The sequence below is a fragment of the Undibacterium sp. 5I2 genome, assembly GCF_035019605.1.
GTDB lineage: Bacteria > Pseudomonadota > Gammaproteobacteria > Burkholderiales > Burkholderiaceae_D > Undibacterium.
In genome coordinates, this window is record NZ_JASJVS010000002.1 from 153,631 (window position 1) to 171,655 (window position 18,025).

The 18,025-nt window shown below is 52.4% G+C and carries 17 protein-coding genes; all 17 read left to right on the forward strand.

The features are described from left to right. The first annotated feature begins 64 nt into the window (after positions 1–64). The 17 genes from rlmD (at position 65) to QN359_RS01730 (ending at position 17,916) form a co-directional block, all read left to right on the forward strand. Positions 65–1,405, forward strand: coding sequence for a 23S rRNA (uracil(1939)-C(5))-methyltransferase RlmD (gene rlmD / locus QN359_RS01650; protein WP_322248071.1), 1,341 nt, complete (start codon positions 65–67; stop codon positions 1,403–1,405). 156 nt (positions 1,406–1,561) lie between these two features. After that, entirely contained in the window at positions 1,562–1,987 is a 426-nt protein-coding gene (gene ndk / locus QN359_RS01655) for a nucleoside-diphosphate kinase (RefSeq protein WP_322248072.1), read from the forward strand. Positions 1,988–2,091: 104 nt separating this feature from the next. Then, positions 2,092–3,249: a 23S rRNA (adenine(2503)-C(2))-methyltransferase RlmN gene (rlmN, locus tag QN359_RS01660; RefSeq protein ID WP_322248073.1), complete on the forward strand. Its 1,158-nt coding sequence runs from the start codon at positions 2,092–2,094 to the stop codon at positions 3,247–3,249. Further along, positions 3,246–4,052 carry a type IV pilus biogenesis/stability protein PilW gene (pilW, locus tag QN359_RS01665; RefSeq protein ID WP_322248074.1) on the forward strand — a complete coding sequence of 269 codons (807 nt, stop codon included), beginning with the start codon at positions 3,246–3,248 and terminating at the stop codon, positions 4,050–4,052. The genes rlmN and pilW overlap by 4 nt, the downstream gene beginning before the upstream one ends. After that, on the forward strand, positions 4,045–5,100 hold the full coding sequence (locus QN359_RS01670) for a RodZ domain-containing protein (protein ID WP_322248075.1): 1,056 nt from the start codon (positions 4,045–4,047) through the stop codon (positions 5,098–5,100). The genes pilW and QN359_RS01670 overlap by 8 nt, the downstream gene beginning before the upstream one ends. A gap of 22 nt (positions 5,101–5,122) precedes the next feature. After that, complete coding sequence (gene ispG / locus QN359_RS01675; protein ID WP_322248076.1) at positions 5,123–6,400, forward strand: flavodoxin-dependent (E)-4-hydroxy-3-methylbut-2-enyl-diphosphate synthase; 1,278 nt, start codon at positions 5,123–5,125, stop codon at positions 6,398–6,400. A 20-nt stretch (positions 6,401–6,420) separates the two neighbouring features. Next, a complete protein-coding gene (gene hisS / locus QN359_RS01680; protein WP_322248077.1) occupies positions 6,421–7,782 on the forward strand; it encodes a histidine--tRNA ligase in 1,362 nt (453 codons plus the stop codon). A 14-nt stretch (positions 7,783–7,796) separates the two neighbouring features. Next, entirely contained in the window at positions 7,797–8,444 is a 648-nt protein-coding gene (locus QN359_RS01685; RefSeq protein ID WP_322248078.1) for a tetratricopeptide repeat protein, read from the forward strand. Between the two features lie 18 nt (positions 8,445–8,462). Continuing rightward, positions 8,463–9,608 carry an outer membrane protein assembly factor BamB gene (gene bamB, locus QN359_RS01690; RefSeq protein WP_322248079.1) on the forward strand — a complete coding sequence of 382 codons (1,146 nt, stop codon included), beginning with the start codon at positions 8,463–8,465 and terminating at the stop codon, positions 9,606–9,608. 5 nt (positions 9,609–9,613) lie between these two features. Next, positions 9,614–10,954 carry a ribosome biogenesis GTPase Der gene (gene der, locus QN359_RS01695; RefSeq protein WP_322248080.1) on the forward strand — a complete coding sequence of 447 codons (1,341 nt, stop codon included), beginning with the start codon at positions 9,614–9,616 and terminating at the stop codon, positions 10,952–10,954. 165 nt (positions 10,955–11,119) lie between these two features. Then, the gene (gene hfq / locus QN359_RS01700) at positions 11,120–11,356 is read left to right on the forward strand and encodes an RNA chaperone Hfq (RefSeq protein ID WP_322248081.1); all 237 of its coding nucleotides are present in this window, start codon (positions 11,120–11,122) and stop codon (positions 11,354–11,356) included. A gap of 39 nt (positions 11,357–11,395) precedes the next feature. Next, positions 11,396–12,526, forward strand: a complete 1,131-nt coding sequence (gene hflX, locus QN359_RS01705; RefSeq protein ID WP_322251110.1) for a GTPase HflX — start codon at positions 11,396–11,398, stop codon at positions 12,524–12,526. Positions 12,527–12,558: 32 nt separating this feature from the next. Then, positions 12,559–13,836 (forward strand): FtsH protease activity modulator HflK, encoded by a 1,278-nt coding sequence (gene hflK, locus QN359_RS01710; protein WP_322248083.1) that lies wholly within the window; start codon positions 12,559–12,561, stop codon positions 13,834–13,836. Then, positions 13,836–14,735: a protease modulator HflC gene (hflC, locus tag QN359_RS01715; protein ID WP_322248084.1), complete on the forward strand. Its 900-nt coding sequence runs from the start codon at positions 13,836–13,838 to the stop codon at positions 14,733–14,735. The genes hflK and hflC overlap by 1 nt, the downstream gene beginning before the upstream one ends. A gap of 155 nt (positions 14,736–14,890) precedes the next feature. Next, positions 14,891–16,045, forward strand: coding sequence for an ATP phosphoribosyltransferase regulatory subunit (locus tag QN359_RS01720; protein ID WP_322248085.1), 1,155 nt, complete (start codon positions 14,891–14,893; stop codon positions 16,043–16,045). Beyond that, a complete protein-coding gene (locus QN359_RS01725; protein WP_322248086.1) occupies positions 16,045–17,358 on the forward strand; it encodes an adenylosuccinate synthase in 1,314 nt (437 codons plus the stop codon). The genes QN359_RS01720 and QN359_RS01725 overlap by 1 nt, the downstream gene beginning before the upstream one ends. 15 nt (positions 17,359–17,373) lie before the next feature. After that, complete coding sequence (locus QN359_RS01730) at positions 17,374–17,916, forward strand: phosphoribosyltransferase (protein WP_322248087.1); 543 nt, start codon at positions 17,374–17,376, stop codon at positions 17,914–17,916. Positions 17,917–18,025 lie beyond the last annotated feature (109 nt).

Sequence of the window (18,025 nt, forward strand, 5' to 3'; positions counted from 1 at the left end):
TTTTATAATCGCGTCTTTGAATCGTCTTTGAGAAGGCGCGACCGAAGTTGGCGCCGATATTCCCATGAATAAAATAGAAATACGCTCTTTCGATATGGACGCGCGCGGCGTTGGTCATATTCAAAATGAAGATGGCAGTCAAGGTAAGGTGGTGTTTGTTGAGGGTGCTCTGCCTGGTGAATTGGTCGGGTTTAATTCCTACAAGAAAAAGAATAGTTGGGAAGTCGCGACGCTCGGCACCATCCATCGGCAATCTTCGCAGCGCATCGTGCCTAAGTGTGAATTTTTCGGTGTCTGCGGCGGCTGTTCCATGCAGCATGTGGAGCCCGATGCGCAGGTGGCGATGAAGCAACGCATTCTGGAAGATAATTTGTGGCATATCAGTAAAGTCAAAGCGCGCAATATGATGCGCCCTATCTATGGTCCGACTTGGGGTTATCGTTATCGGGCCCGCCTGTCGGTGCGGCATGTGATCAAGAAAGGGACGGTGCTGGTCGGCTTTCATGAAAAAAAATCGCGCTATGTGGCGAATATGGAAAGCTGCGCCATCTTGCCGGCCCATGTCTCTGCCATGCTCATGCCCTTGCGCGCCTTAGTTGCCTCGCTATCCATCGTCGCGCAATTGCCGCAGATTGAGTTGGCCATCGGCGAGGGGCTTACTGCCTTGGTGTTACGTATCTTGGCAGCACTGACGGCCGATGATGAAACGAAGCTCAAAGCATTTGCTGATAAGCATAATGTGCAATGGTGGTTGCAGCCCGATGGCAATCAAGCGGCCTTGCCCTATTATCCGGCGCAGAGTGACTTGCATTATTTGTTGCCTGAATTTGGCATCAAGATGCCGTTCAAGCCGACTGATTTTACTCAAGTGAATCACCAGATCAACCGCGTCTTGGTGGTCAAGGCACTGCGTTTGCTCGATGTGCAAAAAACCGATCGCGTCGCCGATTTATTTTGCGGCCTCGGGAATTTCACTTTGCCGATCGCCACGCTGGCGCGCGAAGTCGTTGGCATCGAAGGCAGTGATGCGCTCACCGAGCGCGCGCTCGACAATGCGCGACACAATGGTTTGCAAGAAAAAACACGTTTCAGTACGCGCAATCTGTTCGATATCACGGCGGCCGATTTGCTTGCGCTGGGAAAATTTGATCGCTTCCTGATCGATCCGCCGCGTGATGGCGCTATGGCATTGTGCCAAGCCTTGGCCGATTTGAAGACCCTCGCACCAGCCTTCCGGCCGCGCCGTTTGGTCTACGTTTCCTGTAGTCCGGGAACCTTGGCGCGCGATGCCGGCATTTTGGTCCATGCTGCCGGCTACCGCCTCAGTCATGCCGGCGTCATCAATATGTTTCCGCATACCTCGCATGTCGAGTCGATGGCGGTGTTTGATTTGCTGCCCGACTGATAACGGCATTTCGATGGTGCTGATCAGCTGCGAGCAGTTAATCAGCGTTTCCCTTACTTCCGGGACATGTTATTGGCGGTGTTTCATGCTAAAATCTAGGGTTAGATGAATTCTTGAGTTTTTGTCTTAACCCTTTCTTTTTATTGGAGTTTTCTGATGGCTATCGAACGTACATTGTCTATTATCAAACCTGACGCAGTTGCAAAAAACGTCATTGGTCAAATCATCAGCCGCTTTGAAACAGCTGGTTTGAAAGTTGTTGCTGCTCGCCTGACACAATTGTCGCGCGCTGAAGCCGAAGGTTTTTACGCTGTTCACGCAGCGCGTCCATTCTTCAAAGATTTGGTCGACTTCATGATCTCCGGTCCAGTTTTCGTGCAAGCGCTCGAAGGCGAAGGCGCGATTTTGAAAAATCGTGATCTGATGGGTGCGACCGATCCTAAGAAGGCAGAAGCCGGCACAATCCGCGCTGATTTCGCTGAATCGATCGATGCTAATGCCGTCCATGGTTCGGATGCAGTAGAAACAGCGGCTGTTGAAATTGCTTATTTCTTCCCAGCACTGAACGTATACTCGCGTTAATTGGTCAGACGGTCGGTGTTCATTTGCCGACAATGAATGGTAGTTGAAGTAAATAATCATCCCCCTGACGCAGGCTTGCGAAGGGGGGTGTAAGAAAGAAACACATGACGGCACTCATAAATTTATTGGATCTAGATCCTGCGCAACTCGTTGCTTATTGTGGCGAATTGGGTGAGAAGCCGTTTCGTGCCAAGCAATTGCAACGCTGGATACATCAATTCGGCGCGAGTCGCTTTGACGAGATGACTGATCTCGCCAAGTCTTTGCGCGAAAAACTCTCCGGTCGGGCTGAAATTGTCGCGCCCGCCATTGTCAGTGATCACACTTCCCTTGATGGCACCCGCAAATGGCTGGTCGATGTCGGTCAGGGGAATGCGGTCGAAACGGTCTTCATTCCTGAAGAAAATCGTGGCACCCTGTGCATCTCTACGCAGGCCGGCTGCGCCGTGAATTGCCGTTTTTGTTCTACCGGCAAACAAGGGTTTAATCGCAATCTGACTGTTGCTGAAATTATTGGTCAATTGTGGATGGCAGAATTCGAATTGCGTCGTACTAAAGGCATTGTGCCTGGTCCTAAGGGTGAGCGGCAGATCACGAATGTGGTCATGATGGGCATGGGTGAACCCTTGCTCAATTTTGCCCCGACGGTGACCGCGCTGCGCCTGATGCTCGATGATAACGCTTATGGCTTGTCGCGCCGTCGCGTCACCCTCTCGACCAGCGGAGTGGTGCCGATGATGGATAAGTTGTCGCAAGAATGTCCGGTCGCCTTGGCGGTGTCCTTGCATGCTTCCAATGATGCCTTGCGCGATAGTTTGATACCCTTGAATAAAAAGCATCCGCTGCAAGATTTGATGGCCGCCTGCAAGCGCTATCTCGAATTTGCGCCGCGCGACTTTATTACCTTTGAATATTGCATGCTCGATGGCGTCAATGACAGCGATGAGCATGCGCGTGAATTGATTGCCTTGGTGAAAACGGTGCCGTGCAAATTCAATCTGATCCCCTTTAATCCGTTTCCGGAATCAGGTTTGAAGCGTTCTGACAATCCGCGCATCAAAGCCTTTGCCAAAGTCTTGATGGACGCCGGTATCATCACCACCACGCGTAAAACGCGCGGCGACGATATTGATGCGGCCTGTGGTCAGTTGGCCGGCGAAGTCAAGGATCGTACGCGGGTACAGGAAAGAATGCAGAAAATGGCCGAATATCAAAAGAAATTCGGTGAAAATTTCGGCAAAATTGTGGAGATTACTCAGTGAAAATTTTCGGCTCGGACTGGCGTTTTGAAAGAGCTTTGCTCATTTCCTTGATGTTGGTGCTGGCTGGTTGTGTGAATCGTGGTCTCGATGCGCCGCATGAAACCCCGAATGCCTCAATCGAAAAGCAAGACGTACAAAGGCGTGCGGCGATTCGGATTCAATTGGCAGTCGGTTATTATCAGCAAGGTCAGAATAAAGTTGCCTTGGAAGAAATTCGCCAAGCTTTGCTGATCTCGCCCGATTTGCTCGACGCCTATGCGATCCGCGCCCTGATCTTCATGGAAATGGGTGAAAAGAAGCTGGCTGAAGAAAATTTCTTGTATGCAATGAAGTTGGCCCCCAATGATCTTGAAATCGCCAATAATTATGGCTGGTTTTTGTGTCAGAATGACAGGGAAAAACAAGGCTTGGTTTTGCTGGAGCGAGCTTTGCACGACAGTGCTTATCCTACTCCGGCCAAGGCTTACAATAATGCCGGTTTATGCAGTCTGCGCATCAAAGATGCGCGTGCTGCTGAAGCGTATTTCATGCAGGGGTTCAGGATCGACCCCTCGAACCCCGGCCTCAATGCCAACTTGGCCAGGGTTTTTTTTGATCGCGGTGATTTTTCGCAGGCGCGTTTTTATATCAACCGCGTGCTTAAGCTCGATGTCATGACGGTTGATGTCTTGTGGTTGGCGATCAGAATTGAGAAAAAACTCGGTGATGAGGCGATCATCAATAGCTTGATTACGCAGTTGCGTCGTCGCTTCCCTAATTCCCGTGAATTCGGTTTATTGCAAAGAGGATCTTTTGATGAGTGAGGTAGGCGTAAATACTCCATCTGAGTCGCAGTTGCCAGACAGTGATGGTACTGCGGTCAACCCAGCGGCAGTGGCCGCTTCGGCTGGTGCTATGCTGCTGGCGGCGCGTGTCGCTGGCGCTTGGACAGTCGAGCAAGTGGCAGATCAATTGAAGCTCTCGCCGCGGCAAATTATCGCGATTGAAACGAATGATTTTCCGCTTTTGCCGAATATGGTGATCGTGCGTGGCTTCATGCGTTCTTACGCTAAGCTGCTGAAAATCGATGCCGCACCAGTAATTGCCCTGCTGCCAGCTGAAAGCAGTAGCGGTGCTTTTGTAACTGATTTGCGGCCGACTTTGGCTACCCCCTTTATGGAATCGCGTTCGCCTTTTCTGGGTCGCTCAGATGCCACGAATCGGCGCTATTTGTATGGTGCAGCGATGTTGGCGGCGGCCGTGCTGGTATTTTTACTGGCTCAAAAGCTTGAGCAATCGGGGTACTTTCAGCGCTGGCTGACGCCGAGCGAAACCGCGGCGTCGGTTGCTGTAGAGGAAGGCAGTGCGCCGCATGAAAATAGTGTGGCTGCCAGCGAGACGGCACCAAGCACACCGGGTATGGGGCTCAATGTGCCCTTGGCTTCCTCGTTGCCAGCGGCGCAGACTAACCCGTCCTCGACGGTTGCAGCGCCGACCCCGGCATCGGCCCCAGCCGCGGTCAGCGCGACAGTCGCCGCACCTGCTCCGGTGTTGCCGGCTGCGCCGGTCTCGGCAGTGCAGGCTGCGCCAAGCTCGAATGCAGCGCTGGCTGGTGTTGTCGCCACGGCGCAGCAAAAAAATCAGTTGCGCTTAAAATTTCGGCAAGATTCTTGGGTTCAGGTAAAAAAAGAATCGGGTCAGATTTTGACCTCGCATTTGGCTAAAGCCGGTACCGAAGAATTTTTTGATTTGCGCGAACCCGTGCAGTTACGCTTGGGGAATGCCAGTGGCGTTGATGCGTGGTTGCGCGGGAGTGTGTTGGAAATGACACCTCCTGTTGGCGTCAATACGGTCAATCTGAGTCTGAAATAAGTGTGAAAAGTGTAAAATGAGTATGCAAGATTTTTTAACTGAAATAGGATCTGGCCCGGCACCGCGCCGAGTGCGTCGCGCTGCCACAGTCAGCTATGGTGAGCGCCACGTCATTATCGGTGGCTCGGCCCCGGTCGTGGTGCAATCGATGACCAATACCGATACCGCCGATGTCATCGGCAGTGCGATCCAGATCAAGGAACTCGCACGCGCCGGCTCGGAACTCGTGCGCATCACGGTCAATAACGCCGAGGCGGCCGCGGCGGTGCCGGAAATTCGCGCGCAGCTCGATAAAATGGGCGTCGATGTGCCGCTGATCGGTGACTTCCATTACAACGGCCATACGCTGCTGAGCGATTTTCCAGACTGCGCACAAGCTTTGTCGAAGTACCGTATCAATCCTGGTAATGTCGGGCAAGGTGCCAAGCGCGATACTCAATTCGCACAAATGATAGAGATCGCTTGTCGCTACGATAAGCCGGTACGGATCGGTGTCAATTGGGGTAGTCTCGACCAGGCTTTGTTGGCGCGTATTATGGATGAAAATGCGCAGCGTTCGACGCCATGGCGGGTACAAGCGGTGATGTATCAAGCGTTGATCACCTCAGCCATCGAGAATGCGCAGCGTGCCGAAGAGTTGGGTCTCGGTGCCGATAAAATTATTTTGTCTTGCAAGGTGTCGGGCGTGCAGGATCTCATCGCGGTGTACCGTGAGTTAGCGGCGCGTTGTGACTATCCCTTGCATCTCGGTTTGACTGAAGCCGGCATGGGGAGTAAGGGCATCGTCGCCTCAACAGCGGCCTTGGCGATTTTGATGCAAGAAGGGATCGCCGATACCATTCGTGTTTCGCTCACCCCCGAGCCCGGTGGCGATCGCTGCCGCGAAGTGATCGTGGCACAAGAAATTTTGCAAACCATGGGCTTGCGTAAGTTCACTCCTATGGTGATTGCTTGTCCTGGTTGTGGTCGCACCACCTCGACGGTGTTTCAAGAATTGGCCGACGATATACAAACTTTCTTGCGCGAGCAAATGCCACTGTGGAAGAAGCGTTATCCCGGTGTCGAAGAAATGAATGTCGCCGTCATGGGTTGCATCGTCAATGGCCCGGGCGAATCCAAACATGCCAATATCGGCATCAGCTTGCCCGGTACCGGTGAATCGCCGGCAGCGCCGGTATTCATCGACGGTGTGAAAGCGCTGACTTTGCGCGGCGATCATATCGCCACCGAGTTTCAAGCCATTGTGCTCGACTATGTCGCAAAAAAATACGCCAGCGCGACCGCGGTCGCGAGTGAGTAAATAATTCAATCAAGGTAAGCATGTCGGAAAACAAAAAAATTGAAAAAATAGCGGGCGTCAAAGGGATGAATGATCTTCTTCCCGGTGATGCGCCGCTGTGGGAATTATTTGAAAATACCGTGCAGTCTGTCTTGAAAAGCTATGGCTTTCAACAGGTACGCACGCCTATTCTCGAAGCTACGGCATTGTATGCCCGCGGTATCGGCGAAGTCACGGACATCGTCGAAAAAGAAATGTATTCGTTTGAAGATGCGATGAATGGCGATCGTCTGACGCTGCGACCGGAAGGTACGGCCGGCGTGGTGCGCGCAGCCATTGAGCATAATTTAGTATATGACGGTCCGAAACGCCTGTGGTACACCGGCCCGATGTTTCGTCACGAACGTCCGCAACGCGGTCGCTATCGCCAGTTCCATCAAGTCGGTGCCGAAGCACTGGGCTTTTCCGGGCCTGATATCGATGCGGAACTGATCATGTTGTGTCAGCGTCTGTGGGATGACTTGGGCTTGCAAAATGTACGCCTGGAACTTAATTCCATCGGTGACGCGGCGGAACGCAGTGTGCATCGCACGGCGCTGATCGCGTATTTCGAGCAGCACAGCGAATTGCTCGATGCCGAGGCGCTGCGTCGTTTGCAAACCAATCCTTTGCGTATTCTTGATACGAAAAATCCGGCCATGCAAGAGCTCGTCAATGGCGCGCCTAAGCTGCTCGATTACCTTGGTGCCGACTCCTTGGCGCATTTCGAAGGCGTGCAGGATATTTTACGCACCAACAGCATTCCCTTCGTCATCAATCCACGTCTGGTACGCGGGCTCGATTATTATAATCGCACCGTATTCGAATGGGTGACTGATGAACTCGGTTCGCAAGGAACCATCTGTGCCGGTGGTCGGTATGACACCTTGTTCACCACTTTCGGTGGCAAAGCAACTCCGGCCTGTGGCTTCGGCATGGGCATAGAACGTATCATCGAGCTCATGAAAAGCTTGGGTGAGACCAGTGATCCGGCTTTGTGCGATGTCTATTTGGTGCATCAGGGAGCAGCTGCACAGATGCAGGCAACTATCATCGGTGAACGTTTACGTGATGCCGGACTCGATGTTGTGTTACATTGCGCAACCGCGACCGGGACTGGTAACTTCAAGGCGCAAATGAAAAAAGCCGATGCCAGTGGCGCGGCTTATGCGGTCATCATCGGCGACGATGAACTCGCCAAGCAAGCGGCGACGATCAAAACTATGCGTTCCGGCGAGCAAGAGAATAATCAAGTTGGCGTTCCTTTTGAAACGGTGGTCGACTATCTGGTTGATCAAATCGCTGGCGGCGGTACGGATGCCGCATGTTGCGACGACCCGACTCATATTCATATTCACCATTAATACATTCTGACATCATGGCATACGATCACGAAGAGCAAGAACAGCTGGCAACGATAAAGGCAGCTTGGAAACAGTACGGCAACCTCATCACTTGGGTGTTGATTCTCGCTTTAGGCGGCTATGCTGCTTGGATGCAGTGGAGTAAGTATCAAGGCGACCAGTCCGGGCAAGCTTCGCAGCTCTACGAATCACTGCAGCAAGCAGTGAGCGGCAAGGATGACACGAAGGTTCAGCGTGCTGCCAACGATTTGAAAGAAAAATTCAGCGCCACTTCGTATGCATCGATGGCTGCGCTGACTGCGGCCAAGAGTGCATTCGAAGCCGGTGACCTGAAAGTAGCCAAGCAACAATTGCAATGGGTGGTCAGCAGCAGTAAAGCCGATGATTACAAGGCGCTGGCGAAATTGCGTTTGGCCGCCATCGCGCTCGATGAAAAAGCTTACGATGAAGGTTTGAAGCAGTTGAGCGGCGAATTTCCGCTGCAATTGCAAGCCGACGTCGCCGATCGTCAAGGTGATTTGTATGTTGGCTTGGGCAAGATTGATGAAGCGCGCAAGGCGTATCAAGCTGCTCACGATAAAATGACTGAGAAAAGCCCGGCACGTTCGCTGGTACAAGTTAAACTCGATGCCATCGGCGCTGCTGCCGTGGCAGTGAAATAAATAACAGGAGTGACTTCTATGCGTTTTTCCGTCAAACTGATCGCACTCTCAGTCTGTTGTGTGATGGCTGGTTGTTCTTCTTGGAATCCCTTTGCTTCTAAAGTCGATCCGAAAAAACAGGCCGCTGTGCTGACTGAGTTCAAGTCCACGCTCAATGCTCGGGCGCTGTGGACGATTGCGGTCGGGGCGGCCGGCAGCTATACATTTGCGCCTGCGGTTGATGGCAGTAAGATTTATGCTGCAGCCAATGATGGTACCGTGGTCAAGCTTGACGCCTCCGGACGTACCGATTGGCGCATCAATGCCGGCGTCAAGTTGACCGCCGGTGTAGGTGCCGATGAATCGATGTTGGCGGTAGCGGCCGAAAAAGGTTTTTTATTGGCCTTTGATAATACCGGTAAGGCGCTTTGGAAAGTCCAAGAATCATCAGAAATCCTCTCCACCCCCGTAGTGGGTGCCGGCTTCGTGTTGGTGCGTAGTAATGATAATCGCATCAGTGCCTATGATGCTGTCACTGGTAACAAAAAATGGTCGCTCGAACGGCCGCTGCCGCCTTTGGTGCTGCGCGCAGTGCCAGGTTTGCTGATCGTTGGCGATCAAGTGCTGGTGGCTTTGCCGGGTGGTCATATGATTGCCGTTGCCCTGAAAAATGGTGCTTTGCGCTGGGAAGCTGTGGTCGGTGAGCCGAAAGGGAATACCGAACTCGAGCGTGTCGCCGATGTCTCCGGTGTGCCTGTGCTGGTCGGCCGAGATGTCTGCGCGACTGCGTACCAGGGCCGAGTCGGTTGTTTTGATATCGCCACCGGTACGCCGCGCTGGGTCAAGAATACCTCGAGCGAAGTCGGCGTTGGTGCCGATGAACGCTTTGTGTTTGCCGCCGATGCCGGCGGTGTAGTCGCCGCCTATGCGCGCGATGGTGGTGCCAGTGTTTGGCGCAATGACAAGCTGCTCAATCGCCGCTTGTCGGCACCGATATCCTTTGGTCGCTCGGTAGCAGTGGGCGACTATGCAGGTTACGTTCATTTTCTCTCCAGAGAAGATGGTTCTTTCATCGCTCGCTTGGCGACCGATGGTAGTCAGATTTTGACCGCGCCGCAGGTGCAAGGTTCGAATCTGATTGTTCAAACAAAATCAGGATCTGTGGTTGCCTTCGCGACCGAGTAATACAAATGAAGCCGGTTATCGCACTTATAGGCCGACCAAATGTCGGCAAATCCACGCTGTTCAATCGGCTTACCCGTTCACGCGACGCACTTGTGGCAGATCTTCCCGGTCTGACTCGTGATCGCCATTACGGTGAAGGCCGCGTTGGAGAACGCCCGTTCTTAGTCATTGATACGGGTGGTTTTGAACCCGTCGCCAAGGACGGCATTTTGCATGAAATGGCAAAACAAACCAAGCAAGCCGTAGCCGAAGCCGATGTCGTTATCTTCATCGTCGACGGTCGCCAAGGCTTGACGCCGCATGATAAAACCATCACCGATTTCCTGCGTAAATCAGGCCGTTCGGTGATGTTAGTCGTCAATAAAGCTGAAGGCATGCGGTATTCGAATGTGACCGCCGACTTTTACGAGCTTGGTCTCGGCGATCCTTACGTGATTTCCTCCGCCCATGGCGATGGTGTTACCGATCTGGTCGAAGAAGCGCTCGACATCGCCTTTGCGCAGCGTCCGCCCGAAGTGGAAGAGCCGGAAAGTGCCGTCCGTGGCATCCGTATCGCTATCGTCGGTCGTCCGAACGTCGGCAAATCGACCTTGGTCAATACCTTGCTCGGCGAAGAGCGTGTGATTGCCTTCGATATGCCTGGTACCACGCGCGATTCGATAGAAATTCCATTTGAGCGCGATGGTAAGCACTATTCGCTCATCGATACCGCTGGTATTCGCCGGCGCGGTAAAGTATTTGAGGCGATAGAGAAATTCTCGGTCGTCAAGACCCTGCAATCGGTCTCAGAGGCGAATGTGGTGCTGTTGCTGTTAGATGCGCAGCAAGATATTTCTGAGCAAGATGCGCATATCGCCGGCTTTATTCTCGAGTCCGGGCGTGCGCTGGTGGTTGGTGTGAACAAGTGGGACGGTTTGCAAAGCGAACGCCGCGATGAAATTAAATTTGATATCGAACGCAAGCTTAACTTCCTGACTTTCGCTAAATTCCATTTTATTTCTGCACTCAAATCGACCGGTTTGGCACCATTGATGAAGTCCATCGATTCCGCCTACGAGGCAGCGATGGCGAATTTGTCGACGCCGAAACTGACGCGTGCGCTGATCGAAGCGGTTGAGCATCAACAGCCTAAGCGCAAGGGATCGATACGTCCTAAATTACGCTATGCCCATCAAGGCGGACAAAATCCACCTATCATTGTCATTCATGGTAATGCGCTCGAGGCAGTGGGCGATGTGTACAAGCGGTATTTGGAAAAACATTTCCGCGAAACTTTCTCTCTGACCGGTACGCCGCTCAGAATTGAAATGCGTTCGGGTAAAAATCCGTTTGATAAATCCAAATAAGCAGCGAACGCTAGTCTCTAAATATTAACAAAAAATAATGAGAATGCGCGCTCAATGCTATATTTGTGTAAAAATAGATTACAGTGAGTCTGGTAATCACTCTGGGAAGCTTGAAATTATTCAATGTATCCCCAACTTTGATCACAACAACACAATGGAGCTGTTATGAGTAATAAAGGGCAACTTTTACAAGACCCGTTTCTGAACGCATTGCGCAAGGAACACATCCCGGTTTCAATTTACCTGGTAAATGGTATCAAACTGCAAGGCCATATCGAATCTTTCGATCAATATGTCGTTTTGCTCAGAAATACAGTCACACAAATGGTTTATAAGCATGCCATTTCGACCGTCGTTCCGGCGCGCGCCGTGAGTATTAATGCTGAACCTGAAGCAGAGTAATTTCTTGGCTCTTTCTCTTCAGGATCCATGTCTTTGAGCATGCGCGCCGCCTTGGTCGGCGTAGACTTCGGTAAAGGTGATTTTGCTGCCAGCATGGAAGAAATTTCCTTGTTGGCGCAATCTGCCGGTGCCGAACCGCTCGCCACCGTCACCTGCAAACGCGCCAGTCCCGATGCGGCGTTGTTTGTTGGCTCCGGCAAGGCGACTGAAATTGCCGCCTTGGTTGCTGACGAAGCGCTCGATCTGGTCATCGTCAATCACGCCTTGTCGCCGGCTCAGCAGCGTAATCTCGAACGTCACTTGCAAGTGCGGGTGGTTGATCGTACCAGTCTGATTCTCGATATTTTTGCCCAGCGCGCGAAAAGCCATGAAGGTAAGGTTCAGGTCGAGTTGGCGCAATTGCAGCATCTGGCGACGCGTCTGATTCGCGGCTGGACCCATCTGGAACGACAGAAGGGTGGTATCGGCTTGCGCGGTCCGGGTGAAACGCAACTCGAAACCGATCGCCGCTTGATCGGTGAGCGGGTCAAAATGCTGAAGTTGAAATTATCCAAGTTGCAGCGTCAACGGGAAACCCAACGACGGTCGCGCGACCGGAGTAAAACTTTTTCAGTTTCTTTAGTCGGCTACACCAATGCCGGTAAATCCACCTTATTCAATGCCCTTACCAAGGCTGGCGTGTATGCGGCCGATCAGTTATTTGCTACCCTCGATACCACCTCGCGCCGGCTCTACCTTGGCGAGGCTGGGAATGTGGTAATTTCTGATACGGTGGGGTTTATTCGCGATTTGCCGCATCAATTGGTGGCGGCTTTTAAAGCGACTTTAGAGGAAACCATCCACGCAGACTTGCTTTTACATATAGTGGACGCAAATAGCCCTGTGAGAGCGGATCAGATCGAGCAAGTTAACCATGTCTTGAAAGAGATTGGTGCCGATCATATTCCGCAATTAATGGTGTGCAATAAAATTGATTTGGCGATGTTAGAGCCGGCAGTCCTGTTGGATGAGTATGATAAAATTGATCGAGTTTTTTTGAGCGCCAGAACTGGGGCTGGGCTCGATTTGTTGCGTCAAGCTATCGCTGGTTTTGCCATTGCCAAGGCTGCAGAAATGGCGCCCGAACAGGTCGCACCTGACTATGATGATGCACGGTTCAACCTCCAGTAGCGTAAGCTGCTGTTCATTGGATATCAAAAAGAATGCTAGGTTCTCTTCTTAAACGACTCGGTCTGAGCTTGTCTCTCAACGACCCCCAGTGGGGCCGTGGCTCCCAGAATAACAATCAGGATGGCAAGAAAAAGCCTGATACACCTCCTGATCTCGAGCAAGTCTGGAAAGACTTGAATGCGCGCTTGGCGCGTTTTCTCGGCCAAAAAGGCGGGGGCAGCGGCAATGGAGGTGGCGAAGGGGGTGGTTTTTCTCCTGACCCAGCCAACACCCGTATCGGCATCGGCGCGATTGCGCTGGTGTTTTTTGTCGTCTGGTTGATCAGCGGGATCTTCATCGTGCAAGAGGGGCAGACCGCCGTCATCACCACTTTTGGTAAATACAGTCATGTCGCCGGCTCGGGCATGAATTGGCGTTGGCCTTACCCAGTACAGAGTCACGAAATTGTCAATGTTTCGCAAGTGCGCACGGTTGAAGTCGGTTATCGCTCGAATGTGAAAAACAAGCAAGCGCGCGAATCGCTGATGTTGACTGATGATGAAAATATCATCGACATTCAATTCGCCGTGCAATACAAGCTCGGCAATGCCGCTGATTGGCTGTTCAACAACCGTGATCAAGACGAGATGATTCGTCAGGTCGCCGAAACAGCAGTGCGCGAAGTAGTCGGTAAAAGTAAGATGGATTTTGTGCTCTACGAAGGGCGTGAGAAAGTCGCACTCGACGTCGGTGCCTTGATGCAGCAAATTCTGGCACACTACAAATCGGGCGTGCAAATCGCTAACGTCACCATGCAGGGTGTGCAACCGCCGGAACAAGTGCAGGCAGCTTTTGATGATGCGGTGAAGGCCGGTCAGGATAAAGAGCGCCAAAAAAATGAAGGCCAAGCCTACGCCAACGATGTGATTCCAAAGGCGCGTGGCGAAGCCTCACGCATGCTGCAGGAAGCGGAAGGGTATAAATCGCGCGTGGTTGCCAATGCCGAGGGGAATGCCTCGCGCTTCAAGCAAGTGCTCAGTGAATACCAAAAAGCACCGGTGGTGACGCGTGATCGTTTGTATCTCGAAACCATGCAGCAAATTTTTTCCAGTACCAGCAAACTCATGATGGATACCAAATCTTCCAACAATATGGTGTATCTGCCGCTCGATAAAATGATACAGCAAGCTGAAGGCAGTACTGCCAAGGCACCGGCTGCGGCCGTCGCCCCGGTGACGCCAAGTGAACCCATCCCGACTGTCGAAATGCGCTATTCCAAAGATGGCCGTAGCCGCGATAGCCGTGACTCCCGTGATAGAGAGGTGCGCTGATGAATAAGCTGATCTCCTTCTTTGCGACCGTGCTGGCAGTCTTGCTGGTCGCGTATTCCACCGTCTTCGTGGTGGATCAAAAATCGCATGCCATCGTGTTTGCTTTCGGCGAAGTCAAAGCCGTCATCAGTGAGCCCGGTTTGCATTTTAAATTACCGCCACCGTTTCAGAATGTGCTGTTTCTCGACAAGCGTATCTTGACCATCGACGCGGATGATGCCGATCGTTTTATTACCGCAGAAAAGAAAAATATTCTGGTTGATTCCTATGTTAAATGGAGAATCACTGAGCCAAAACTGTATTATGTCAGCTTCGGTGGTGATGAGCGGCGCGCGCAAGACCGGTTGGCGCAAATCATTAAGGCTGCTCTCAATGATGAAATTACCAAGCGCACCGTGCGTGAAGTGATCTCGGGTGAGCGCGGCAAGGTGATGGAAGCGATCAAAAACAAGGTTGCCGACGAAGCCAAGCAGATAGGGGTAACGATCATTGATGTGCGTCTAAAACGCGTCGACTATGTTGAACAGATCAACAATTCAGTCTATGATCGCATGAAGGCTGAACGTTTGCGCGTGGCCAATGAATTGCGCTCGACAGGTGCGGCGGATTCAGAGAAAATTCGTGCCGATGCTGATCGCCAACGTATCGTCATTTTGGCGGAGGCCTATCGTGAATCGGAAGCGATGCGCGGTGCCGGCGACGCCAATGCTTCACAGATTTACGCTCAGGCATTTGGTCAAAACCTGGAGTTCTACCGTTTTTATCGCAGTCTTGAAGCATATCGTGCCAGCTTCAAGAGTAAGAGCGATATCGTGGTGGTGGATCCGAGTTCTGACTTTTTTAAATATTTTAAGAATTCCGGCACAGCCAGTGGTGCTGCACCGGTAAAAACGAAATAAAGGAAGGTCTGGGTTAATCAGACGCCTTATCGTCATCTGAAAAATCGCATCCGGCAATACAGCGATCTGCGCCAGTTTTGGCGTCGGTCGCTGTTTGCCGGATGAGTGCTGTCAAATTTGCTTGTTTTATTTTTTATTTTTTTTGATTGTCTTTCATGCCAAATTGGCTTTTACCCGAAAATATTGCAGACGTTTTGCCTTCGGAAGCGCGCAAAATTGAAGATTTGCGCCGCGTTTTTCTTGATCATTTCCGCCTCTATGGTTACGAGTTGGTGATGCCGCCGATGTTGGAATATATCGAGTCGCTGCTGACCGGTACAGGCCAAGACATGGATTTACGCACCTTTAAATTGGTCGACCAAGTCTCCGGCCGCACCATGGGCTTGCGCGCTGATATGACGACGCAAGTCGCGCGTATCGACGCCCATCTGCTCAACCGTAATTCGGTCACACGTTTGTGCTATGCCGGTAATGTATTGCATACCAAATCTTCTGGCTTGCATGCGACACGCGAACCGATACAGATCGGTGCTGAAATTTATGGTCATGCCGGCTTGGAAGCCGATGCTGAAATTCAAGAGTTGGTGCTGGCTTGTTTGGCCTTGGCCGGCATTTCTGAAGTCCGCATCGATCTGTGTCATGTCGCTGTACTGCGGGCTATTCTCGAACTCGATCCACTGGCTAAGACTAGCGAAAATCAGTTGTTTTCTCTGCTGCAGTCCAAGGACACGCCGGGTATCGAGCTGATCAGCCGCAGTTTTTCTGCGCCAGTCCGAGCGGCGCTGTTGGCACTGCCGGGTTTGTATGGTGACGTCAGCATCCTCGAGCGTGCACGCCTGTGCTTGCCGACGGTGCCGGGGGTGACGGCAGCGCTCGATGAGCTCGGCTATTTGGCCGGCTTGCTCGGGCCAGCGCAATTAACTATCGATTTGGCTGATTTGCGCGGCTATCATTATCACAGTGGCGTGATGTTCAGTGTGTTTGTGCCAGGCTTGCCGAATGCCGTGGCGCGTGGTGGCCGCTATGATCACGTTGGTGAAGCATTCGGGCGCGCGCGTCCGGCTACTGGCTTTTCGCTCGATCTGCGCGAATTGGCGCGGCTGATGCCGATGGCGGAGCGGCGCGATGCTATCCGCGCGCCTTGGAGTCGCGATGCGGCCTTGCTGGAAAAAATTTCAGAATTACGTCGTGCCGGTGAAGTGGTGATTCAAAACTTCCCCGGACACGAAAACGAACAAGACGAATTCGACTGCAACAGAACAGTCGCTTTCGATGGTGATCAATGGGTTCTTCAAATGGTGGCTGAGTGATGTCAAATAATACAATAGCAAAAAACGTAGTCGTAATCGGTACGCAATGGGGCGATGAGGGCAAGGGCAAAATCGTCGATTGGCTGACCGATCACGCCCAAGGCGTGGTGCGCTTTCAGGGCGGCCATAATGCCGGTCATACGCTCGTCATCGGCGGTCAGAAAACTGCCTTGCAACTGATCCCTTCGGGCATCATGCGTGCCGGTACCGCTTGTTATATCGGTAACGGCGTGGTCTTGTCGGTCCCCGATCTGCTGCGCGAAATTGATAAATTGCAAGCCAATGGCGTCGAAGTGGTGTCGCGCTTGAAAATTTCTGAAGCCTGTCCGGTCATTCTGCCGTATCACACGGCTCTCGATGCTGCCCGCGAAGCAGCACGCGGTGCCGCCAAGATCGGTACCACCGGGAAAGGTATCGGTCCAGCGTATGAAGATAAAGTCGCACGCCGCGCCATTCGCGTAGCCGATTTGCTCAATCCTGAACGTTTTGCCGAAAAGCTCAAAGAGAATCTTGATTACCACAATTTTGTGCTGACCAATTATCTCAAGGCACCGGCGGTCGATTTCCAAACCACGCTTGATGACGCGCTCGCTCTGGTGCCGCGCATCCGCCCTATGGTGGCCGATGTCTCTAGCGCCCTGTATGCCGCTTACAAAGGCGGTGCCAGCCTGTTGTTCGAAGGCGCGCAAGGTAGCTTGCTCGACGTCGACCACGGCACCTATCCATTCGTCACTTCCAGTAATTGTGTTGCTGGTAATGCCTCGGCCGGGTCCGGTGTTGGTCCGAACATGCTGCATTACATTTTGGGCATCACCAAGGCTTACACCACGCGTGTTGGCTCGGGTCCATTCCCGTCGGAATTGCCGACTGATGCAGGGGTGGGCAAGCATTTGGCCAGCGTCGGCCACGAATTCGGTACTGTCACCGGTCGCGCGCGCCGCTGCGGTTGGTTTGATGCGGCTTTGCTCAAGCGCTCGGTGCAAATCAACGGTGTCTCGGGTATGTGCCTGACCAAGCTGGATGTCTTGGATGGGATAGAAACGCTCAAGCTGTGCACTGGTTATCTGGTCAATGGCAAGCACGTCGATATCTTCCCAGTTGGCGCCGAAGAAGCCTCGCTGTGCGAAGCCGTTTACGAAGAAATGCCAGGTTGGTCGGAAACCACGGTCGGTGCCAAGTCTCTCGATGCTTTGCCCCTCAATGCGCGCAATTATATCCAGCGCATCGAAGAGTTGGTTGGCGTACCGATCGACATGGTCTCGACCGGTCCCGATCGCGAGGAAACCATCGTATTGCGCCACCCATTCAAATGAAAGAGCAATAAAAAGATGAATACACCTGCTTCCACCGACAAAGATTTATGGGTTTCTTGGGATGCCTATCACCGTGCCATTGAGGAGCTTGCGCTCAAGGTACATGAATCTGGCTGGCAATTCGACCAAGTCTTGTGTCTGGCACGCGGCGGCCTGCGCCCCGGCGATATTTTCTCGCGTATTTTTGATGTGCCGCTGGCGATTCTGTCGACCAGTTCATATCGTCAAGAAGCCGGTACGGTGCAAGGCGCGCTTGATATCGGCAAATACATTTCCATGACCAAGGGGGTGTTATCGGGTCGTGTGCTGGTGGTGGACGATTTGGTCGACTCCGGCGTGACGCTTGAGCGCGTATTGCATCATTTGCGCGAAAATTTCCCCGCCGTCAGTGAAGTCAAGTCGGCCGTGATCTGGTATAAAGCCTGTTCTTCGGTGGCACCCGATTATCATCTTGATTATCTGGCGACCAATCCGTGGATTCATCAACCGTTCGAAGAGTACGACAGCATTCGGCCGCATCAGTTGAATGCCTGGCTTAAGAAGGGCGCGACAGCGTAAGAGAAAAAGAAGCCTGCGGGCTTCTTTTTTTTATCAAAAATCTGACTAGGGTTTGAAACCCCGGCCTTCAGAGGCTGTCGCAAAAGCCTGATGGACGTTTTTTAAACCT